At 33.0% G+C, this 18,498-nt stretch carries 18 protein-coding genes and 1 pseudogene; 2 read left to right on the top strand and 17 right to left on the bottom strand.

Translation table 11 applies throughout. The features are described 5' to 3' along the window. Positions 1-18 precede the first annotated feature (18 nt). The gene (locus AN959_RS08030; RefSeq protein WP_056829726.1) at positions 19-1,374 is read left to right on the top strand and encodes an MATE family efflux transporter; all 1,356 of its coding nucleotides are present in this window, start codon (positions 19-21) and stop codon (positions 1,372-1,374) included. Between the two features lie 11 nt (positions 1,375-1,385). On the opposite strand, the gene AN959_RS20615 is transcribed toward AN959_RS08030, so the two are convergent. From AN959_RS20615 to AN959_RS07995, 7 genes are all read right to left on the bottom strand, one after another. Further along, complete coding sequence (locus tag AN959_RS20615; RefSeq protein WP_082460873.1) at positions 1,386-2,027, bottom strand: CAP domain-containing protein; 642 nt, start codon at positions 2,025-2,027, stop codon at positions 1,386-1,388. Between the two features lie 765 nt (positions 2,028-2,792). Continuing rightward, positions 2,793-3,668: a CAP domain-containing protein gene (locus AN959_RS20610; RefSeq protein WP_082460871.1), complete on the bottom strand. Its 876-nt coding sequence runs from the start codon at positions 3,666-3,668 to the stop codon at positions 2,793-2,795. A gap of 159 nt (positions 3,669-3,827) precedes the next feature. Beyond that, on the bottom strand, positions 3,828-4,088 hold the full coding sequence (locus tag AN959_RS08015; protein WP_056829725.1) for a hypothetical protein: 261 nt from the start codon (positions 4,086-4,088) through the stop codon (positions 3,828-3,830). Further along, the gene (locus AN959_RS08010; RefSeq protein WP_056829723.1) at positions 4,085-4,987 is read right to left on the bottom strand and encodes a GTP-binding protein; all 903 of its coding nucleotides are present in this window, start codon (positions 4,985-4,987) and stop codon (positions 4,085-4,087) included. The genes AN959_RS08015 and AN959_RS08010 overlap by 4 nt, the downstream gene beginning before the upstream one ends. A gap of 221 nt (positions 4,988-5,208) precedes the next feature. Further along, positions 5,209-6,690 carry a S41 family peptidase gene (locus tag AN959_RS08005; protein WP_056830295.1) on the bottom strand — a complete coding sequence of 494 codons (1,482 nt, stop codon included), beginning with the start codon at positions 6,688-6,690 and terminating at the stop codon, positions 5,209-5,211. Between the two features lie 109 nt (positions 6,691-6,799). Then, entirely contained in the window at positions 6,800-7,504 is a 705-nt protein-coding gene (gene deoD, locus AN959_RS08000) for a purine-nucleoside phosphorylase (protein WP_053589630.1), read from the bottom strand. 70 nt (positions 7,505-7,574) lie between these two features. Further along, positions 7,575-7,796 carry a YozE family protein gene (locus AN959_RS07995; protein WP_056829721.1) on the bottom strand — a complete coding sequence of 74 codons (222 nt, stop codon included), beginning with the start codon at positions 7,794-7,796 and terminating at the stop codon, positions 7,575-7,577. A gap of 121 nt (positions 7,797-7,917) precedes the next feature. On the opposite strand from AN959_RS07995, the gene AN959_RS07990 reads away from it, so the two are divergent. Further along, positions 7,918-9,777, top strand: a complete 1,860-nt coding sequence (locus AN959_RS07990; RefSeq protein ID WP_371256516.1) for a methyl-accepting chemotaxis protein — start codon at positions 7,918-7,920, stop codon at positions 9,775-9,777. A 167-nt stretch (positions 9,778-9,944) separates the two neighbouring features. Here the strand turns inward: AN959_RS07990 and msrB are convergent, their stop codons facing one another. The 10 genes and pseudogenes from msrB to AN959_RS07945 form a co-directional block, all read right to left on the bottom strand. Then, complete coding sequence (gene msrB, locus AN959_RS07985) at positions 9,945-10,355, bottom strand: peptide-methionine (R)-S-oxide reductase MsrB (RefSeq protein WP_056829719.1); 411 nt, start codon at positions 10,353-10,355, stop codon at positions 9,945-9,947. A 5-nt stretch (positions 10,356-10,360) separates the two neighbouring features. Further along, complete coding sequence (gene msrA, locus AN959_RS07980; protein ID WP_053589633.1) at positions 10,361-10,876, bottom strand: peptide-methionine (S)-S-oxide reductase MsrA; 516 nt, start codon at positions 10,874-10,876, stop codon at positions 10,361-10,363. A gap of 13 nt (positions 10,877-10,889) precedes the next feature. Continuing rightward, positions 10,890-11,462 (bottom strand): YpmS family protein, encoded by a 573-nt coding sequence (locus tag AN959_RS07975; protein ID WP_056829717.1) that lies wholly within the window; start codon positions 11,460-11,462, stop codon positions 10,890-10,892. Positions 11,463-11,475: 13 nt separating this feature from the next. Beyond that, positions 11,476-12,285, bottom strand: coding sequence for a GDSL-type esterase/lipase family protein (locus tag AN959_RS07970; protein ID WP_056829716.1), 810 nt, complete (start codon positions 12,283-12,285; stop codon positions 11,476-11,478). Between the two features lie 58 nt (positions 12,286-12,343). Then, on the bottom strand, positions 12,344-13,183 hold the full coding sequence (locus tag AN959_RS07965) for a DegV family protein (RefSeq protein ID WP_056829714.1): 840 nt from the start codon (positions 13,181-13,183) through the stop codon (positions 12,344-12,346). A 57-nt stretch (positions 13,184-13,240) separates the two neighbouring features. Further along, a complete protein-coding gene (locus AN959_RS07960; protein WP_056829712.1) occupies positions 13,241-13,984 on the bottom strand; it encodes a 1-acyl-sn-glycerol-3-phosphate acyltransferase in 744 nt (247 codons plus the stop codon). Further along, a complete protein-coding gene (locus AN959_RS07955; protein ID WP_056829710.1) occupies positions 13,977-14,468 on the bottom strand; it encodes a dihydrofolate reductase in 492 nt (163 codons plus the stop codon). Before AN959_RS07955 ends, AN959_RS07960 begins: the two co-directional genes overlap by 8 nt. Before the next feature lie 21 nt (positions 14,469-14,489). Next, positions 14,490-14,686: pseudogene (locus AN959_RS20605) on the bottom strand (thymidylate synthase); the annotation flags it as partial. A 193-nt stretch (positions 14,687-14,879) separates the two neighbouring features. Beyond that, positions 14,880-15,860: a thymidylate synthase gene (locus tag AN959_RS07950; RefSeq protein WP_056829708.1), complete on the bottom strand. Its 981-nt coding sequence runs from the start codon at positions 15,858-15,860 to the stop codon at positions 14,880-14,882. Between the two features lie 393 nt (positions 15,861-16,253). Further along, a complete protein-coding gene (locus tag AN959_RS07945; protein ID WP_253278899.1) occupies positions 16,254-18,389 on the bottom strand; it encodes a methionyl aminopeptidase in 2,136 nt (711 codons plus the stop codon). Positions 18,390-18,498: the final 109 nt, after the last annotated feature.

Genomic DNA, 18,498 nt, shown 5'->3' with positions numbered 1-18,498 from the left:
TTAAAGGATGTATGCAAAATGCAAGAAACGAAAACATTATCTGATAAAATGATTCAAATGATTAAAATAGTCTTACCTATTTTAATCACACAATTAGCACTATATTTATTGACATTTTTTGATGTATTAATGACCGGAAAATTTAGTATTGATCATTTAGCAGGTGTTTCGATAGGTTCATCTCTTTGGGTGCCTGTATATACTGGTCTTACCGGTATATTATTAGGCATTACGCCAATTGTAGCACAATTAATAGGAGCAAAAAAGAAGGAAGAAGTCCGTATTTTTGTTCAGCAAGGATTTTATATAGCTCTCTTGTTAGCAATCATCATTTTTGTTGCTGTCTTATTTTTAATTGACCCTGTTCTTCAGCGTATATCCCTCGAGGATAGTGTACGCGAAGTAGCAAAGAAATATTTATATATGATGAGTATTGGTCTTGTTCCACTATTCCTTTATAGTGTAATTCGCTCTTTTATTGATGCTTTAGGAAAAACACGCGTATCCATGGTTATTACTCTTTTATCTGCTCCCATCAACATTGCATTAAATTATGTATTTATTTACGGGAAGTTAGGTATGCCTGCTTTAGGAGGCGTGGGTGCTGGATTAGCATCGGCACTTACTTATTGGTTAATATTCCTTATTTCAATAGTGATCGTGTATCGTAATAAACCATTTGCTGAGTTACATATTTTTAATGAATGGAGAGCGCCTTCCTTACAAAAAATTGGATCGATTACTAAGATTGGTTTTCCAATTGGTATTTCTATTTTTGCAGAAACAACCATTTTTTCTGCTGTCACATTATTTATGAGTGCTTATTCAACAGAAGTGATATCAGCTCATCAGATTGCTATGAACTTTACTTCCCTACTTTATATGATTCCATTAAGTATTGCGATGGGAGCTACAATACTTGTTGGGCATGAAGTAGGTGCAAATAGATTTAAAGATGCAAAAACTTATAGCTGGCTTAGTGTGGTAACAGCAGTCCTGTTCAGCTTTATATCCGCATCTATACTTCTCTTGTTTAAAGAGCAAATAGCCTCTATTTATACAAATGATCAAGCCGTAATCACATTAACAATTCAATTTTTCTTTTTTGCTGCGTTATTTCAATTATCAGATGCAATCCAAGCACCCGTTCAAGGAGCACTTAGAGGATACAAGGATGTAACAATCACATTCATTATGTCAATTGTTTCTTATTGGATAATAGGATTGCCTACTGGATACATACTAGCAAACTATACTTCTTTTGAGCGCTTTGGATATTGGATAGGTCTAATCGTAGGGTTAACATTAGGGGCTATCACGCTCTGTTCAAGACTTATCTATTTACAAAAAAGAATAACAAAAAACGACGCTTAATAGCGTCGTTTTTATTTTCCTATAAATTGTTGTGTCCAATAGAAACCACTATCTGATAATCCAACGCCTATATGTGTAAAGGAAGGATTCATTATATTTTCTCTATGACCTGGAGATTTCATCCATGCTTCCACAACCTCTTCAGCACTTGGTTGACCCATAGCAATGTTTTCACCCGCAGAATTATAAGTGATTCCTAAAGCTTTCATTTGATCAAATGGTGAACCGTATGTTGGACTAGTATGAGAAAAATAGTTTTTATTTTTCATATCCTGTGATTTTTCCTGTGCTGATTGGGTAAGCTTTACATCAATTTGTAACGCTTTTAGTCCTTCTTTAGCACGTTCTTGGTTAGTCAAATCCACAACTTGTTGAACTGTTGAAGATACTTGTCCAACATCATTTGTAGATGGTCCAGACTTTTGAGTACTAGCTTCCTGTTTTGTTGTTACAGGTTTTGTACTTTCGATTGGTTGGTTATTTTTATTTATATTTGAAAAAGGTTCATTCCCTTTTTGTTTTACAGAAATATTAGCTTCTGAAGTAGTATTTGAATTTGAATTTCCCGTGGACATAGAAGCTTCAACAGATTGAGTTGTAAATAACAGACTTCCTGCAAGTAATCCAACAATTAATGAATAATTTTTATTCATTTTCTATTCCCCCTTCTTTTGCTCCACTATTATAAACATATGAAAAAACAAATAAGTATTATAAAATATTCCATTGAAACCATTAAGATAGATAACTAGATAGCAACAACTATCCCTCTTCAAATAGATGGATATTATAACCACAGTTTAGAAATATTTCATGTCAAACACTGTTGACAGTTTTATATAAAAAATATTAAGAGACTGACCTAATAGATTGAGATTAAAAAAACATTGAGTTGAAGAACTGGAATGTAATATCTAAAACCAAGTTAACAAGCAGAAATTAGTAGCAGTAGATTTACAATTGCCAATGAAATAAGGAATAAAAGAATTAAACATTCGAAATAGAACACAACTCATTAATTAGATGCGGTTTTATTTCTATTTGATTCACTGGACCAGTTACCTACTTTGCCAAGAGATTTTACATTGCCCAGTCATCAGGATACATATGCATATCAACAAAAAGTTAAAAAGGCATTATTATGAGCTGGATGCCAGCCCGCTGATCATGCCTCAATTAAATCGTTTCACGCATCACTAAAGTCGGAAACATTTTAACTCGAACACTTGAAACACATTATGAGGTAATCGTATAGGGCACTTGCCCATATTATTTAAATTTTTTAACAATATACACATTCAAAAAAATAAACAACCAGTCGCCGGTGTAATTACCGTCAACTGGTTGTTTAAAAAGATGTTTTATTCCCTATCTCAATTATTAGGAGTCAGTCCCTAATCTTGGTAGGTTTCACTTCATTACTTACCTATAAATTGCTGAGTCCAATAGTATCCACTATCTGATAATCCAACTCCGATATGTGTATAAGAAGGATTCATAATATTTTCTCTGTGGCCTGGTGAATTCATCCATCCGTCAACTACTTCTTTTGCACTACGTTGACCCATCGCAATATTTTCTCCAGCCGCTTTGTATGTTACACCAAAAGATTTCATTTGATCAAATGGTGAACCGTATGTTGGACTAGTATGAGAAAAATAGTTTTTGTCTTTCATGTCTTGTGATTTTGCTTGAGCTGATTGTGTTAATTTCGTATCGATTTGTAATGCTTTTAAACCTTGTTTAGCACGTTCTTGGTTAGTTAAATCTACAACTTGTTGAATTTCAGAAGATACTTTCACTTCTTCTTTATTTTCTGTAGCTTGTTTTTGAACTACTGGTTCTTTTACTGTATTTGTTGGTGCTTGTGCAACTGGTTTTTTAACAGGAACATTTGGTTTTTCTACTGGTTGCTTCTCTGTTACAACTGGTTTTTCTGCTGGCTGCTTCTCTGTTACAACTGGTTTTTCTACTACCGGTTTTTCTACTACTGGTTCTTTTTCTTTCACAACTGGTTTTTCAGCTGCTTTTTCTTCTTCCATATTGACAAAGTATTTAGCAACAATTTGATTTGCAACTAATTTAGCATTAGCTACATATTTAAAGTTATCATATGCTCTCCAATTATATTGATTTATTAATTTATATGGAGACTTCAATTGATAATTAACAACTGCTTTTGCCTCGGAAGTGGTGTTTGAATTTCCAGTTGTTGTTGATGCTTCAGCTGTATTTGTAGATAAAAACAAGCTTCCTGCAAGTAATCCAACTATGATTGAATTTTTTTTATTCATTCTCATTTCCTCCTTCTTTTGTGCACCCTTATTGTAAACATAAAAGAGGAGAAATTTTTCACATAACATTTACCAACAAAACCATTAGATTAAAATATATTGATAGAAATAGAGTACTATTTGATTACTTTTGGATATAATGACCAATAAAATTAAAATTTACACATCATTCGCTGTTGACACTTTTAAATACTCCTCTTCATAGACAGATAATAAGACATGTTTATCTTCTTCACTAAGCTCACTACCTTGTATACGTTGAATCGCAAGTTGATACTTTTTTACTGAAGATAACCTTGCTCTAGGATGAGTAAATTCATCTTTTAACTCACTGTTTATAACAAGACGAATCTCGTCCTCTGTTTGAATTTTTTCTAGAGCAATTCTTCCTTTATATAATTGTTGAAAAGCATTTATCATTTTGAAACACTCCCCATCATCTCGAGTTTATCAATTTTATCTCCGATAATAACGATTTGAGGATCCATCTTCATGTACTCCGGTATCCATTGAACCATTCCATATGCATATTGAAATAGAAAGGGATATTTATGACCTTTTAATGGTACATAGCCTTTCATCCGATATACCGTATCAGGGAAACTTCTAACCCAAGTCTCAAACTCTTCTTGTTCAACTGCCTCCTGAAAAGTATATAGACGGGTAGACAGAAATAGTTGTTTACCTATAGCTGTTTCGTTAATGTCTTTTTCATGGTGAGTAGCTTCTAGCTTTTTTATTAATGATAATGGAAGTTTACTATTGGATGTTTGTATAATCGGAGCAGAACTATTTAAAGACTGTAATTGCATAGTGACAGTTGCTACTTCCGAATCGCTGAGTAAATCAATTTTGTTTGCTACTATTAGATGGGCGTGTCGTATTTGTTCTAAAAACAACATTCTAGTTTGAGGCGTCAAGTGATCACGATCTATCCATCTCTTACAATCCGCAACTGTTATAATCCCTTTCATATTTAACTTATTTGCAAATAGAGGTGAAAAAACTGCATCCATCGCTTCAACGGGATGAGCAGCACCTGTTGTCTCTATTATTAAGACATCAAATTCCTCTCCTTCTAAAAGCATTTGAAGCTGTGCTTCCATCTTTTCAGATCCTGTACAGCATATGCATCCTTCCAACATTTCTTTTAAAGGTATATCTTCATCTACAGCTCGGCTATCGAAATTAAGCTTCCCTAACTCGTTCATAATGACTGCAGGTTTAATACCCTCTTCTTTAAATTGAGCAATTAAATGTGATAATAAGGAGGTCTTTCCGCTTCCTAAAAAGCCACTTAATAGATAAACATCTTTCATTTTATGTTTTCTCCTTTCATTTCAGCTATGTTAAACTTTGCTATTGTTAAATTACAATCATACAAGATTATTGAATCAATTCGACTTTGAGCTTATACGCTAGACCGCAAGAGAAAAAGTAACTTACTGTCTCATATGACCGTTCATCCGGCTATCAAGTTGCAAATCTGAATAACTGAGCTTTCATTTAAAAAGCTGACCTATGAAGGTCAGCTTTACTTTTACTTATTCAGAAGCTCCAAAACAACTTCTTTAGCTTTTTGTAATTGTGGATCATCTTCTAATACTTTTGCACGAAGTTTATCCATTAATAAATAAGAAGTTTCTCCTGATAGTTCACCAGTTGATTCAAGCTTGTTTTCAGCTTGGAATTTTTTCACTGCTGTAGTCATTTGATTATCGAAGTTTTCGTTTATTTCACCAACTTCATATCCAACTGCTTTTAACATTTCTTTAGCATTTTGAATAACTTCGGAAGATTGGCCTTCTTTTAAAGTTTCAGCAGGATCTAATGGTGCAAGCATTGCATAGGATGGGTATTCGACAGCATAATCAGGGGCTATCCCTTTCTCATGTATCCAATTACCGTCAGGTGTTAACCATTTAGCAGTCGTAATTTTAATGTTCGATCCATCTGGTAAATCATTAACTGATTGAACTGTACCTTTACCAAATGAATTTAAACCTACTAATGGGATATCTGCAGATTCACTTAATGCGCCAGCTAAAATTTCTGATGCGGATGCACTACCTTCATCAATGATCAAGGATACTGGCACCTTAACTTTCTCACCTGGAGAAGCTGAATAAACAAACGGTTTTCCCTTTTCTTGTATTTGGACGATTGACTTTCCATCTTTTAAGAAAAGATTAGAGATATCAATAGCACTATCAAGAAGACCACCTGGGTTTTGACGAACATCAATAACCAATGCCTTCATTCCTTGATTTTCCATCTCGCTAATAGCGGTCAAAAGTTCATCATATGTGTCTCTAGAGAAGCTAGAAATAATAATATGTGCAACATTATCACCAACCATTTCAGCATAAACCGTTTCGATTGGAATATCATCACGAACTATTTTAATATCCATTGTTTCACTTTCTCCACGTTGTATGGAAAGTGTAACTTCTGTACCTTTACTACCACGTATTAGAAGTACGGCTTCAGAAGCAGTATATCCTTTTATATCTTTTCCATCTACTGCAAGAATTTTGTCATTAGGCAATATCCCTGCTTTTTCGGCTGGAGAGTTCTTAATAGGAGATACTACAGTGATCACACCATCTCTTTCTTGAATCTCTGCACCAATCCCTTGGAAGCTAGAAGATATACTCTCATTAAACTGGGAGGCTTCTTCTTTATTCATATAATCAGAATATGGATCTTCTAGTGCATCAATCATTCCATTAATAGCACCGTTAACTACTGAATCTTGATCAATATCTTTATAGTATTCTTCTTTTAACTTATCATATGCCATATAAAGTTTAGAGAACTCAGTTCTTTCTGACTCGGGTAATTCTTCGCCTAGGACATTACTTTTGCTAACATTTAAAATCATCATAGTTAGTGCAGCTGTTGCGACAATTAATGCTAAAATCATTACGAAAAAACCAAATGGCTTTATCTTTATATAACGTGATGCAGGTTTCTCTTCAGTAGATTCCACTTCATCATTTGATTGTTTTTGTTCGTCCAAATTTTTCACCCTTTTCTTCCAAAAATCTTATAAAATAGACTGTCATCTCCATGACAGTCTATTTATCAAGATAATCTAGTTAAGAAGTAAACTCTTCGAAAAAGACAGGTTAGTCTTGAATAGCTGCTTCTAACGCAACAACTACCATATCGTTGAAAGTAGTTTGACGTTCTTCAGATGTCGTTGCTTCACCTGTAATAATATGATCGCTTACAGTTAGAACTGAAAGAGCTTGACGACCAAATTTAGCAGCTAAAGTATAAAGTGCAGCTGATTCCATTTCCACTGCTAATACACCATAACTTGCCCATTTTTCATTTTGCGCATTTTCGTTATAGAATAAATCTGCCGTAAAAACATTACCTACTCTTAAATTTAACCCTGCTTCTTTTCCAGCATTATATGCTTTATATAATAAATCGAAATCTGCAGTTGGAGCATAGCTTACATCATCTAATAAAACTTTGTTTAATGTAGAATCTGTTGAAGCACTTTGAGCAAGAATAACGTCACGTACCTTCACGTCTTTTTGTATAGCTCCACATGTACCTACACGAATCAATTTTTGTACATCATAATCGTTCATTAATTCATGAACATAAATTGAAATAGAAGGTACGCCCATCCCAGTACCTTGTACTGAAATTCTTTTTCCCTTATATGTACCAGTATATCCAAACATGTTACGAACCTCATTATATTGGACAACATCTTCTAAAAATGTTTCTGCAATATATTTTGCACGAAGTGGATCTCCGGGTAGTAAAATTGTATCTGCAATTTCACCTTTTTTTGCTCCAATGTGTATACTCATTTAAATACCTCATTTCTATAACGTTTCGGCTTAATGATACCGTTTTTTTAGTTTTAATGCAACGATATTGCTAGCGTACCGCTTCATAATATGACTCCCAAAGTTCATCAAAAACTGTTGCACTCATATCAGGATGTGCAAGTTCTTCAATATACTTAGAGAGCGCATCAAATGAAGTCTCTGCTTTTGGAAAATCATGTTGATTAAACATCGTTTCTGCAAACCAACTCTTTTTATCCTTCTTTCCTCCTCCTCGGTATTTTAAAACATATAAATAAAATGATTGTTTCATATTACACCTCCAACTTTAGTCATGAAGTCATAGATTTCAAAAAAACATGTAGATAATTCTATCTAAAACAAGTAAACTTTAAAGTAATCAAAAAGCATTACAAATAAAGGGGTTGGTATGATTGTTAAAGAGGTTCAATAATAAAATTAAACCTATGAATTCAACAAAAAAGAATAAAAAAGAAAAGAAAACCTTAAAGATTAAGAAAATACCTTCATTAAATTTATTTAGTAAAAACAAAAAAGCGAAAAATTTCACTTCCATCTCTTCCAAAAAGAATATTGTAAACTCAATTAGAGGTAGAGTAATTATCATCTTTTCAGTGCTAATAGTAATCTTAATATCCATGCTAGTATTGACCTCTAATAAGATGTATACATCTCAAAAAGCTCTCGAGAAATTTACGAACGTAGATATTAAAGAACAAATGATGGTAAATCAAATTTCTACGGAAATTGCTCAACTAGCTAACGCAGAACAGAGCTATATCATAACCGGTAAGTCAAATTATATGGCAAGTCATAAGAAATATAAAGATGCAATCATTACACACATTAAAGAATTGAATAAAACTTATAGAAATCGACCAGAGGAATTACAAAAAATATTATCAATTGATCAGTTTTTTACAACCTACCTACAATATTCAGATCGTGTAATTAATATCCGAGATGAGCAAGGCATTGAATCTGCACAAAAACTAGTAAACGCAGGTAACGGGAAAACTGCAATGAATTATATTGATGTACATATAGCTTCAATGAACGAACTACTAGCCGAAAAAAATGCGAATCAAATTGCCCTATTAAAAAAGGAAAATAATACAGCAATGTATTTGTTCATTGCTCTAACGGTATTCTCAGTAGCTCTAACATTATCTTTTGGTATTTACTTATTCTATTCCATCAAACGTAGTACGAATTCTATTAACCGATCTATATTAGATATAGCTCAAGCTGGCGGTGACTTGACCAGAAGAGTAAAAGTTAGATCAAAAGATGAATTTGCTGAAATTGCTGAAAGCACAAACGTTTTAATCGCCTCTATCGCAGATTTAGTAAAACGTGTAAGTTTACTGACTGAGAATGTTTCTGCAAGCGGACAAGAGCTCATGGCTTCTTCTGATGAAACAGCAATAACAATTCAATCTATAGCTGATTCAACGAACGAAATCGCTGCAGGAAGTGAACAAACTATACGAAGTATGAATGTTGCTATTCAAAAGATGAATTTACTAGAAGAAGCAACAAGGTATTTGAACAATGATGCACAAGCAGTAAAAGAAGCAACAGATCAAATGATGACAGCTGCACGTAAAGGTGGAGAATCAGTACAACACTCTTCTAATGTGATGATGAGTATTGAAGAGACAATGGCTAACACTTCTCAAACTGTACAAGCGCTTGGTACAAAATCGTATGAAATCACTTCCATCATTAAAACGATTACTGCAATTGCTGAACAAACAAACCTACTAGCACTAAATGCAGCTATTGAAGCTGCTCGAGCAGGAGAACATGGACGAGGCTTTGCTGTAGTTGCCGATGAGGTTCGTAAACTTGCTGAGCAATCTCAAAATGCTGCAAAAGAAGTTACAGGAATTGTTACATCCATTCAATCCGAAGTTACTTCCATCGTAAAACAAAACCATGAAGGTGTAGAAAATGTAATTCGTGGTGTGGAAGTAGCAAATGAGACAAATGCATCATTAGAGCAAATAATGAATCAGACAAATGAAACGATTACAATCATCGATAAAATGGTAAAACAAATTGAAGAAACGCTTAACTTTAGTCATGAAGTTGCTGCTTCTTTCATTGAAGTTAATCAAATTGCTGAAAATACAGCAACTAATACAGAAACATCTGCTGCCGCTGCACAGGAAGGTTCAGCTGCAATGGAAGAAATTAATGCTTCTGCTGTAGAGTTATCAAATCAAGCAGATGAGCTTAGAAATGTTGTCAATGAATTTAAGCTATAAAATAAGAAGCACAGAAGATATTGCTCTTCTGTGCTTCTTTTTATTAGTAATAGTTATTCATTAGATTTGTATAGCAATTTTTCAGCAAACAAAACACGGATGTGCGCTTGCCGCAAGATAAGTTGCTCCTTAGTCGAACTCACAAACTAAAATAAAAGTGCCTTTATTTAAAATAACTTAATATACTCTTCGTAGCCTTCTTCGATAAGCTTTTCTTTAGGAATAAATCGTAATGCAGCAGAATTAATGCAATATCGAAGTCCTGTTTCTTCTTGTGGACCATCTGGGAAGACATGTCCTAAATGTGAATCAGCTGTTTTACTTCTTACTTCTACTCTTCTCATACCGTGACTATCATCGAATTTTTCTATAACCTCTTGATCCTCAATTGGTCTAGTAAAGCTTGGCCATCCACACCCTGCATCATACTTGTCTTTTGAATGAAACAAAGGTTTGCCAGAGACAACGTCTACATATATACCTTCTGCAAAATGCTTATCATACTCATTTTGAAAAGGAGGCTCTGTACCATTTTGTTGCGTTACATAAAACTGCATGTCTGTTAATTTTTCTTTCATTATATTTACCCCCAATTTTTTTCTTTGAAAGCTGCTCTTCCAGATCCAACATAATAACGATTATAATGGGTAGGATTTTTTTTGTAATAATCTTGATGATAAGCTTCGGCTGGATAAAACTCTTTAGCCGGAAGTATTTTGGTAGCCACTTTTGTTTGAAACTTATTTGATGCATCTAAATCTGCTTTTGATTTCTCTGCTTGAACTCGTTGTTGCTCAGAATGATAGAAAATGGCTGTCTGATAGGAAGAGCCTCTATCGAAAAATTGACCATTATTATCTGTCGGATCAATATTCATCCAAAATATTTCTAATAATTTTTCATAAGGAAATATTTCTGGATTGAACGTTATTTGGACTGCTTCATAATGACCGGTTGCATTGGAACAAACTTGTTCATACGTCGGATTTTCAATATGGCCACCTGTATAACCAGAGAGGACTTGTTCAATTCCATCATAAGTATCAAATGGCTTCACCATACACCAGAAACAGCCTCCTGCAAATGTTGCTTTTTCCATTTCTTTTTCCTCCTTACTCAGATGGGATAATTATTTCTAAAGTAATGATATCTTCCTCCAAATTCAATTCTTTTGCTCGAACACGGACTCCTGAAGACATCGGTATGCTGGCTAATTGGATAAGAACTTCCTCTTCTTCCGGTTTTACGATCATCCATTGTGGCAACTGAATTGAATCTTTTAATACTTTTAGCACTGTTTCCGGAGGAAGCTGTAATTGCCCTATTTCTACAGAAGATTGCTCTAAACGAATATTCCCATTTTCCTCAACATAAGGTTCAAAGAATAATTTTACAGGAAGAACAGTTGAGAAAATTGTTAACTCTGAGGATAGTATCACCTGATCTTCTATAGTCAAATTCACCGGAAGCGGTTTTCCCTCCATAGCTTTCTTCATAAAAGTATTAGCAAGTCCTTCAAAATCCTCTTTTGTCGCGTTAACTGTAAGGACATTTCCTGTAACATTTGGAGTTTCTAATAGGACATCTGAGGATTCAGATGGAGTAGAAATCCAATAAAAAAGTCCGATTATTGACCCTACTATTAATAATATTAATAAAAAAAATGCAATCTTCCATTTGTTCATCTCTCTCAACTCCCTAAAACAACAATTTCCTATTTTGCTCATCAATAAAACCACAATTATTTAAGGAGCTTATGATAGAATCTTTCATTAATTGATATCCCTTACTATTCGGATGAAAAAAGTCTGTGTGATACACTAAATTGGCATTTGTATCAAAATGCTTGCCAATAGGTATGTAACATGCATTTTTGTCCTCTTTTGCTATCATTTCGATTGTACTATTCCATTCCTCAATGATTGTTTCAAATTCATTCTCTTCGTTCGATACGACGGTTAGAGGGTTATAAATTCCTATCAAAAGTATTTTACCATTACTATTAATCTCTCGAATCTTCTTCATGATTTTCACATAATTATTCTCGAATGCATTTAGTCCCTTTTGGAATGGCTCAACTTTTAAATTAAATAATTCTTTTTTAACGATTTTCATCAAATCGTTTCCACCGATCGTAATAGTTATTATATCAGCGTTTCTAATAGCATAATCAAAGTCACCGTTATTCATAAGTTTTAATAATTGGTCGCTTCTTCTACCTCTTAATGCAGTATTGGTTAAAATAACATCTTCTATTCCTTTATATTGTAATAGTTCTGTCTTTAATCTTCCAATATATCCATCTCTTTTTAATTCATCTCCAACACCTTTTGTTAGAGAATCTCCCATTCCGACTAATTGTATAGTTCTAGGAAAAAAAGTATAAGGAATTACATACTCCTCGAATGAAATCGCTTCTTTTTTGGTAAAATCTGTAGCAAATTGCTCCTTATTTGTACAACCGGTTAAAAATATAATAATACAGAATAAATATAGGACGTACTTCATTCCTATCCCCTTTCGATAAAATAAAAGCAGGGACAAATCCCTGCTTTTCCTAAGTAAGTTAATCAGTCATATACATAAAACCAATAGCCCCTGGACCTGTATGTGTACTTATTACAGGGGAAGTAAATGATACTTGAATATTCTTAAAACCAGTTTCCTCTATTAGTCTCATTAAAGGTGTTGCCATGGAAAATCCATTTGCATGCGAAATCCCAACAGCTTTTACTATTTTTCCTTTTGTATCTTCTGTAAATTGTTTAAACAAATGACTTACTACTTGTTTATGACTTCTTACTTTTGCAATTGGTGTATATACACCATCTGTTAAATTAGCAATCGGTTTTATAGAAAGTAGTGACCCAATTATTGCAGTGCCCTTACCAATGCGACCACCTTTTACTAAGTTATCTAATGTATCAACAACTACATATAAATTTGTGTTTGACCGTATTTTTTCAATTCTATTTAAAATAACTTCTAAACTTTCACCATTTTTAGCCATTTTAGCAGCCTCTTCAACTTGAAAAGATAAAGCAAAGGAGATAAATTTAGAATCAAAAACTGTTACATCAGAATCAGTCATTTCAGCAGCAGCTTGAGCGGATTTAACTGTTCCACTCATTCCACCTGTCATATGTATAGATAATATTTGATCTCCATTTTCTCCTAACCTATCGTACAGTTCTTTAAAAACACCTACTGCAGGTTGAGAAGACTTTGGTAAATCCTTTGATGATGCCATTTTTTCTAAAAACTCTTCTGGATTTATATCTACACCATCGGTATATGATTCACCATCAATTTGTATCGTTAGTGGTACTACATGAATATTGAAGGCTTCAATCAGCTCTTTTGATAAATCAGCTGTTGAATCCGTTACAATATGAATTTTAGACACATGATCCCTTCCTTCCTATATATCTTTATTATAAGAAGAATTGAAGCGTTATGTAAACTATTTGCTATTTAAATTCATTTCGAAGTAACGGTTACTAATAATAGAATAAACCTCTTCTAAGACAATTTTAGAATCATTCATTTGAATACTTTCTACACTATATGATGGCAGTATAGAAATTTGAACTTTTGCAGCACGAATTTTGTTGTTATTTTTCTCCATAATATTTGATGTACCTTGTATAACAATAGGTACAATAGGTATTCCTGCATCCTTAGCAATTCGAACAAATCCTGATTTAAATTCTCCGAGTCCATCACCTTTGTTTCTCGTCCCCTCTGGAAACATTAAAATAGAATGGCCAGTTCTAAGTTGCTGCACAGTATCATTTATAGACTGATAAGCGCTTCTTCTGTCAGTTCGGTCCAAAAAAATGCAGTTCATCTCAGTCATCCACTTTGCTATTAATGGAATTTTCTTCACTTCTATTTTGGATATAAATCCAAAAGGTTTAGGTATATAAGTAATTAATGCTGGGATATCAAAATTTCCTTCATGATTGCTTATAAAAAGTACTGGTCCTGTTGGAACATTTTCTAGACCAGTAACTTCAAATGTACTTTTTGTTCTTTTTAATATTCCAGAAGCCCATCTTTTAGGTGTTTGTTGTACAAGTTCATCATACTTTTCGATAGACAATTCGTTTTTTTGAGCTTTTACTTGATGAAGTATTGGCATACTAGCTGGTAAGTAAGCAAATAAAAAGCCAAATGTTCTTAAAGAGCTATACAATTTAGTCATTTACCTTTCTTTCGTAAACTAAATAAGCGAATGTAATGCCTTCAGGTGTTTGAAAATCTTCCGAAGTATCAACAAGGTCCCATTCATCAGAACTATATGTCGGAAAAAAAGTGTCCCCTTCAAAAACATTTTCTATGAAAGTTATATAGAGTCGATCCGCTTTTGGTAAAACTGCTCTAAAAATTTGTTCTCCACCAATTATCATAACTTCCTCGTGGAAATCCTTCGCAAGATTAATCGCTTCTTCGATCGTACTTACTACATCTGCACCTTCTACCTTATAAGAAGGATTTCTTGTAATAACAATACTTTTTCTTCCAGGAAGAACTCTTCCTATCGATTCAAAAGTTTTTCTACCCATAACCATTGCCTTGCCCATTGTTTTATTTTTAAAATAAGCTAAATCTCCAGGAATATGCCAAGGCATCTCGTTGTTTAAACCGATTACTCTATTTGGATCATGTGCTACGATTAATGAAATCATCATTTTATCTCCTTTACTTCCTTACACCGCAATAGGTGCTTTAATACGAGGATGTGGATCATATCCATCTAAAGAAATATCCTCTACTTCAAAGTCAAAAATAGAATTTTTATCATTAGAAAGTAATAGTGTAGGTAACTTTTTTGCAATTGACATTCTTTTGCTATTAAATGTGTTAATAATGCGTACGAAGCAATATTAAAAGGAACACCTAGGAATTTTTAGTTAGCAATAACTTGATGAACCCATTGAATTATCATTATTTTTATCGTCTCTTATAAGTTCATCATTTTTACTGTTGCTAATTCTTTTAACTTATTTACGTTTAATTATTCTAAAATATAATTTTACTCGCAATTTATTTAGTGAAAAAGTGCCTGAAAATTTATGACTTTCAAGACACTATTTAAATTAAACCGCAATCGGTGCTTTAATTGCTGGATGTGGGTTATACCCTTCAATTGTTAAATCTTCCATCTCAATATCGAAAATTGATTTTTTCTCTGGATTGATGATTAATGTTGGAAGATCTCTTGGTACACGCGATAATTGCTCTTTTACTTGCTCAATGTGATTCGAATAAATATGTGCATCGCTAATACTATAAACAAACTCTCCAACCTGTAAACCACATTCTTTTGCAACTAAATGCGTTAGTAGTGAGTACGATGGTATATTAAAATTTGCCCCAAGTAGAGAATCGGCACTGCGTTGTAGGAGGTGACAACTTAACTTACCATTTGCTACATAGAATTGGAATAACACATGACAAGGTGGTAAAGCTGCCTTACTTCCTTTTGCACCAGCATTAACAACATCTTCTGGATTCCATGCATTTACAATTAATCGTCGAGAATCAGGATTATTTTTAATTTGCTCAATGACATCTGCCAGCTGATCAATTTCATTGCCTTCTGAATCTCTCCAACGTCGCCATTGTTTTCCGTATACGTTTCCTAAGTCACCGTATTTTTTTGAAAAATCATCATCTGTTAAAATACGATCACAGAAATTTTTCAATTCTTTTTCGTATAGTTCATTAAATTCTACATCGACTAAGCAGCGACGACCGAAATCTGTCATGTCTGGACCTTGATAATCATCTGATTCTACCCACTTTTTAAACGCCCATTCATCCCAAATATGGTTATTATGTTGCAGTAAATAACGAATATTTGTATCTCCCTTAATAAACCATATTAGCTCACTAGCAATTAAACGAAACGGTGTACGCCTTGTCGTAAATAAAGGAAATCCTCTTGATAAGTCAAAACGCATTTGATAACCAAATATACTAATCGTTCCAGTCCCTGTACGATCTTCCTTCTTTACACCATTATCTAAAATATATTGCAAAAAATCTAAATATGTTCTTTCTAATTCATTTTCCAAGATAACCCACCTCCAAATTTAATTCCTTATACATTATAGTTGAAAAAATAATTTTTTGTATGAATTATTGATACATATATTTTAATTAGTTGACTAGTTACTTTCATTAGATGTTCTAAAGGTTCTTTTACTAATTGTAATTCTTATAGTTCACTAATCACTTTTGAAAAGCGTTCATTCACCCTCTGAAATCGCTCTATATTTTAATGTATTTCTATCACATTTTACTTTTGAGACACTTTCAGCACCCTAATTTCCCATGGAATAATCTTCGCCAGACTTCTGTTTTTACTCTCCATGTTTAGCCCTTTTAAGAACAAAAAACTAACCACAAATTAAATACTTGCAATTAGCTTAAAAGTTATATAACACTCATAAAATTTTATCTATCTTTTATTTTATAAACCTTATTTTTTCTGGATATCCTGCAAAAGTATAAAATACAGACTCTGCTATATATCCCTTACTATTAAGTACTGCCTTCAGATGTCCATCCATTTGGTCTTTTTCAGCAACACTCAATAAAAGCTTAATTGTTTCTTGATGAAAATTACCTCGCTTAATTCTATTTTTTTCAGCCTTATCATGATACTCTTGTGCAGGGAGTTTTCCATCAATTTCTCTAGGAGTTAAAAACCATCTTTCTAATTTTGGTGACATTCCTAATATTTCAGTCACAATACCGTAATTTATAGCATTAAACCATGCTTCCGATAAGTTTCTACATTCAAATTTCCCATCTAATACTTCTGACACATATAAAAGAAATTGTTGTATTAGAACCCCATTTTTCTTTACACCAACTGGTATTAATGTCCCTAACGTTGCTAGTGCTCCACACCTTAAAAATGCCTCACTTATAGTATAATTCCCATTTCCTTTTACAGCAACATGACAAGCACTTAGTATTACTATTGGAGGAACTCGAATATCAACATCAGGTAGCCAAATCTCATCATTTATTATTATTCCTGCTACACCATTTTCATCGTAAGAACCGTGTGCGGACAAAATTAACATATGAATTGAACTATATTTTTCAAGTACCTCCTTTATTTCAACTGAGCTATTTACTTCCTCATAAAAAATTTCAATAAATTTATATTTTTTTGATTGGTTTTTGATAACTTCCCATGTCATATCAGCAATTTTTCTGATCCTATCATTTGAATCTAAACACTCAATTATTAATACCTTGAAATTTTTTCTCTGTTGAAGATAAAAATCATTTCTTTTTGTAATACCATACTGATACGTGAGTGTTAAAGGTGTTAAAGGGCGATAAGATATAGGTATAATATTACACAATGGATCCGAGAAACCTGGTAAAATTGCTAAACCTATAGGAAAGTCTGTGAATGCAACTAAAGTGGAAGACGCTAATATAAATTCATTTAAAGGTTTCTCAAATAACTTAGCAACAACTTTACCAAATTTTCTTAGCACCCTTTCAACATATTTAGGATTAACTTTACCGTCAATGTTAAAAGCTGCTAGATAAAAGTGTTTCTCAAGCTGTGATAATAATGCAAAAACCTCACTTGAAATTATTTGTCCTTCCATATAAACACCTTGTAGGGCTATAGATCTTTGGACGCCAAAAAATTTAATTAATTCATCTTCCTCAAATGACAAACCTTTTTCTTTATAGTATGTATCAAAACTCTTTCTATATTTAGGTCCACCAGGTAAAGTTACAATCAATGCTGTTGGTGTAAAAGGAGAATTCTCTTTCATTATTTTTTGAAATTTAACAATATCGTAATCATTAAGTCGATTCCCGTATGAATGATAAGCGTTTGCCAAATATACTGTTTTTTTTATCATTAATCCTCTTTTTCTTGCGTCGTGTACATTATTCACTAGAAAATTTATAGAACGTTCACCATCTCCATACTGATTAATCATAAATAAATTAGGTAATATATATCTGTTACTATTACTTAAAAGTCTTGGCTTTACTGTTAAAGGTAGTCTCTCAATATCAAACTCTTTAATTATGTCCATTGTATTGTCCTTTAACTTGCTCCAATGTTCATTCAATATTTCATCTGAAATATCTTCTTGAAAAATACACCCTAAAAGAGACGGGAAGCTTTTATGTAAATCTAAATCTTCATTTTCTTTGATTTCATCTTCATATATGTATAGTGTAGGGGGGTTATTAGTTAACATTTGAATCTCAATATCAGATACATTTGAACCAATTAAATAAATATTATGTTGTTGATAACCGTCTCCTTTAGCAAACAACCCATCTGGAGAGACAATCAAATCCATACAATGCCTCGGTAGATGCAAACAATACCAAAATGCTTTTATCGTATCACCTAATATAGGTGTGTACAAATGCATACTGTCTCTCTTCTTCCTTACTTTCTGGTTATCGTAAACAATATAATAATTGTAAAACATTTCGCTTTCAAACTTTTCCCTACTCAGTGATTTTTTATTTCCACAACACTTTTTATATTTCTTACCGCTACCACATATACACTTTTCATTTATAAATTCCTTAATACGAATCACCTCCAAGATAATTAATTCTATATATGCGTTGAAAATACCTTTTTGAAGATATTTTCAACGCACATAAGATATGTCCATTATGAATGATGAAATGTGCTAGTTGCTCAAT

Source organism: Psychrobacillus sp. FJAT-21963 (genome assembly GCF_001420585.1).
Lineage (GTDB): Bacteria > Bacillota > Bacilli > Bacillales_A > Planococcaceae > Psychrobacillus.
This window is presented reverse-complemented; position numbering and strand designations above follow the sequence as displayed.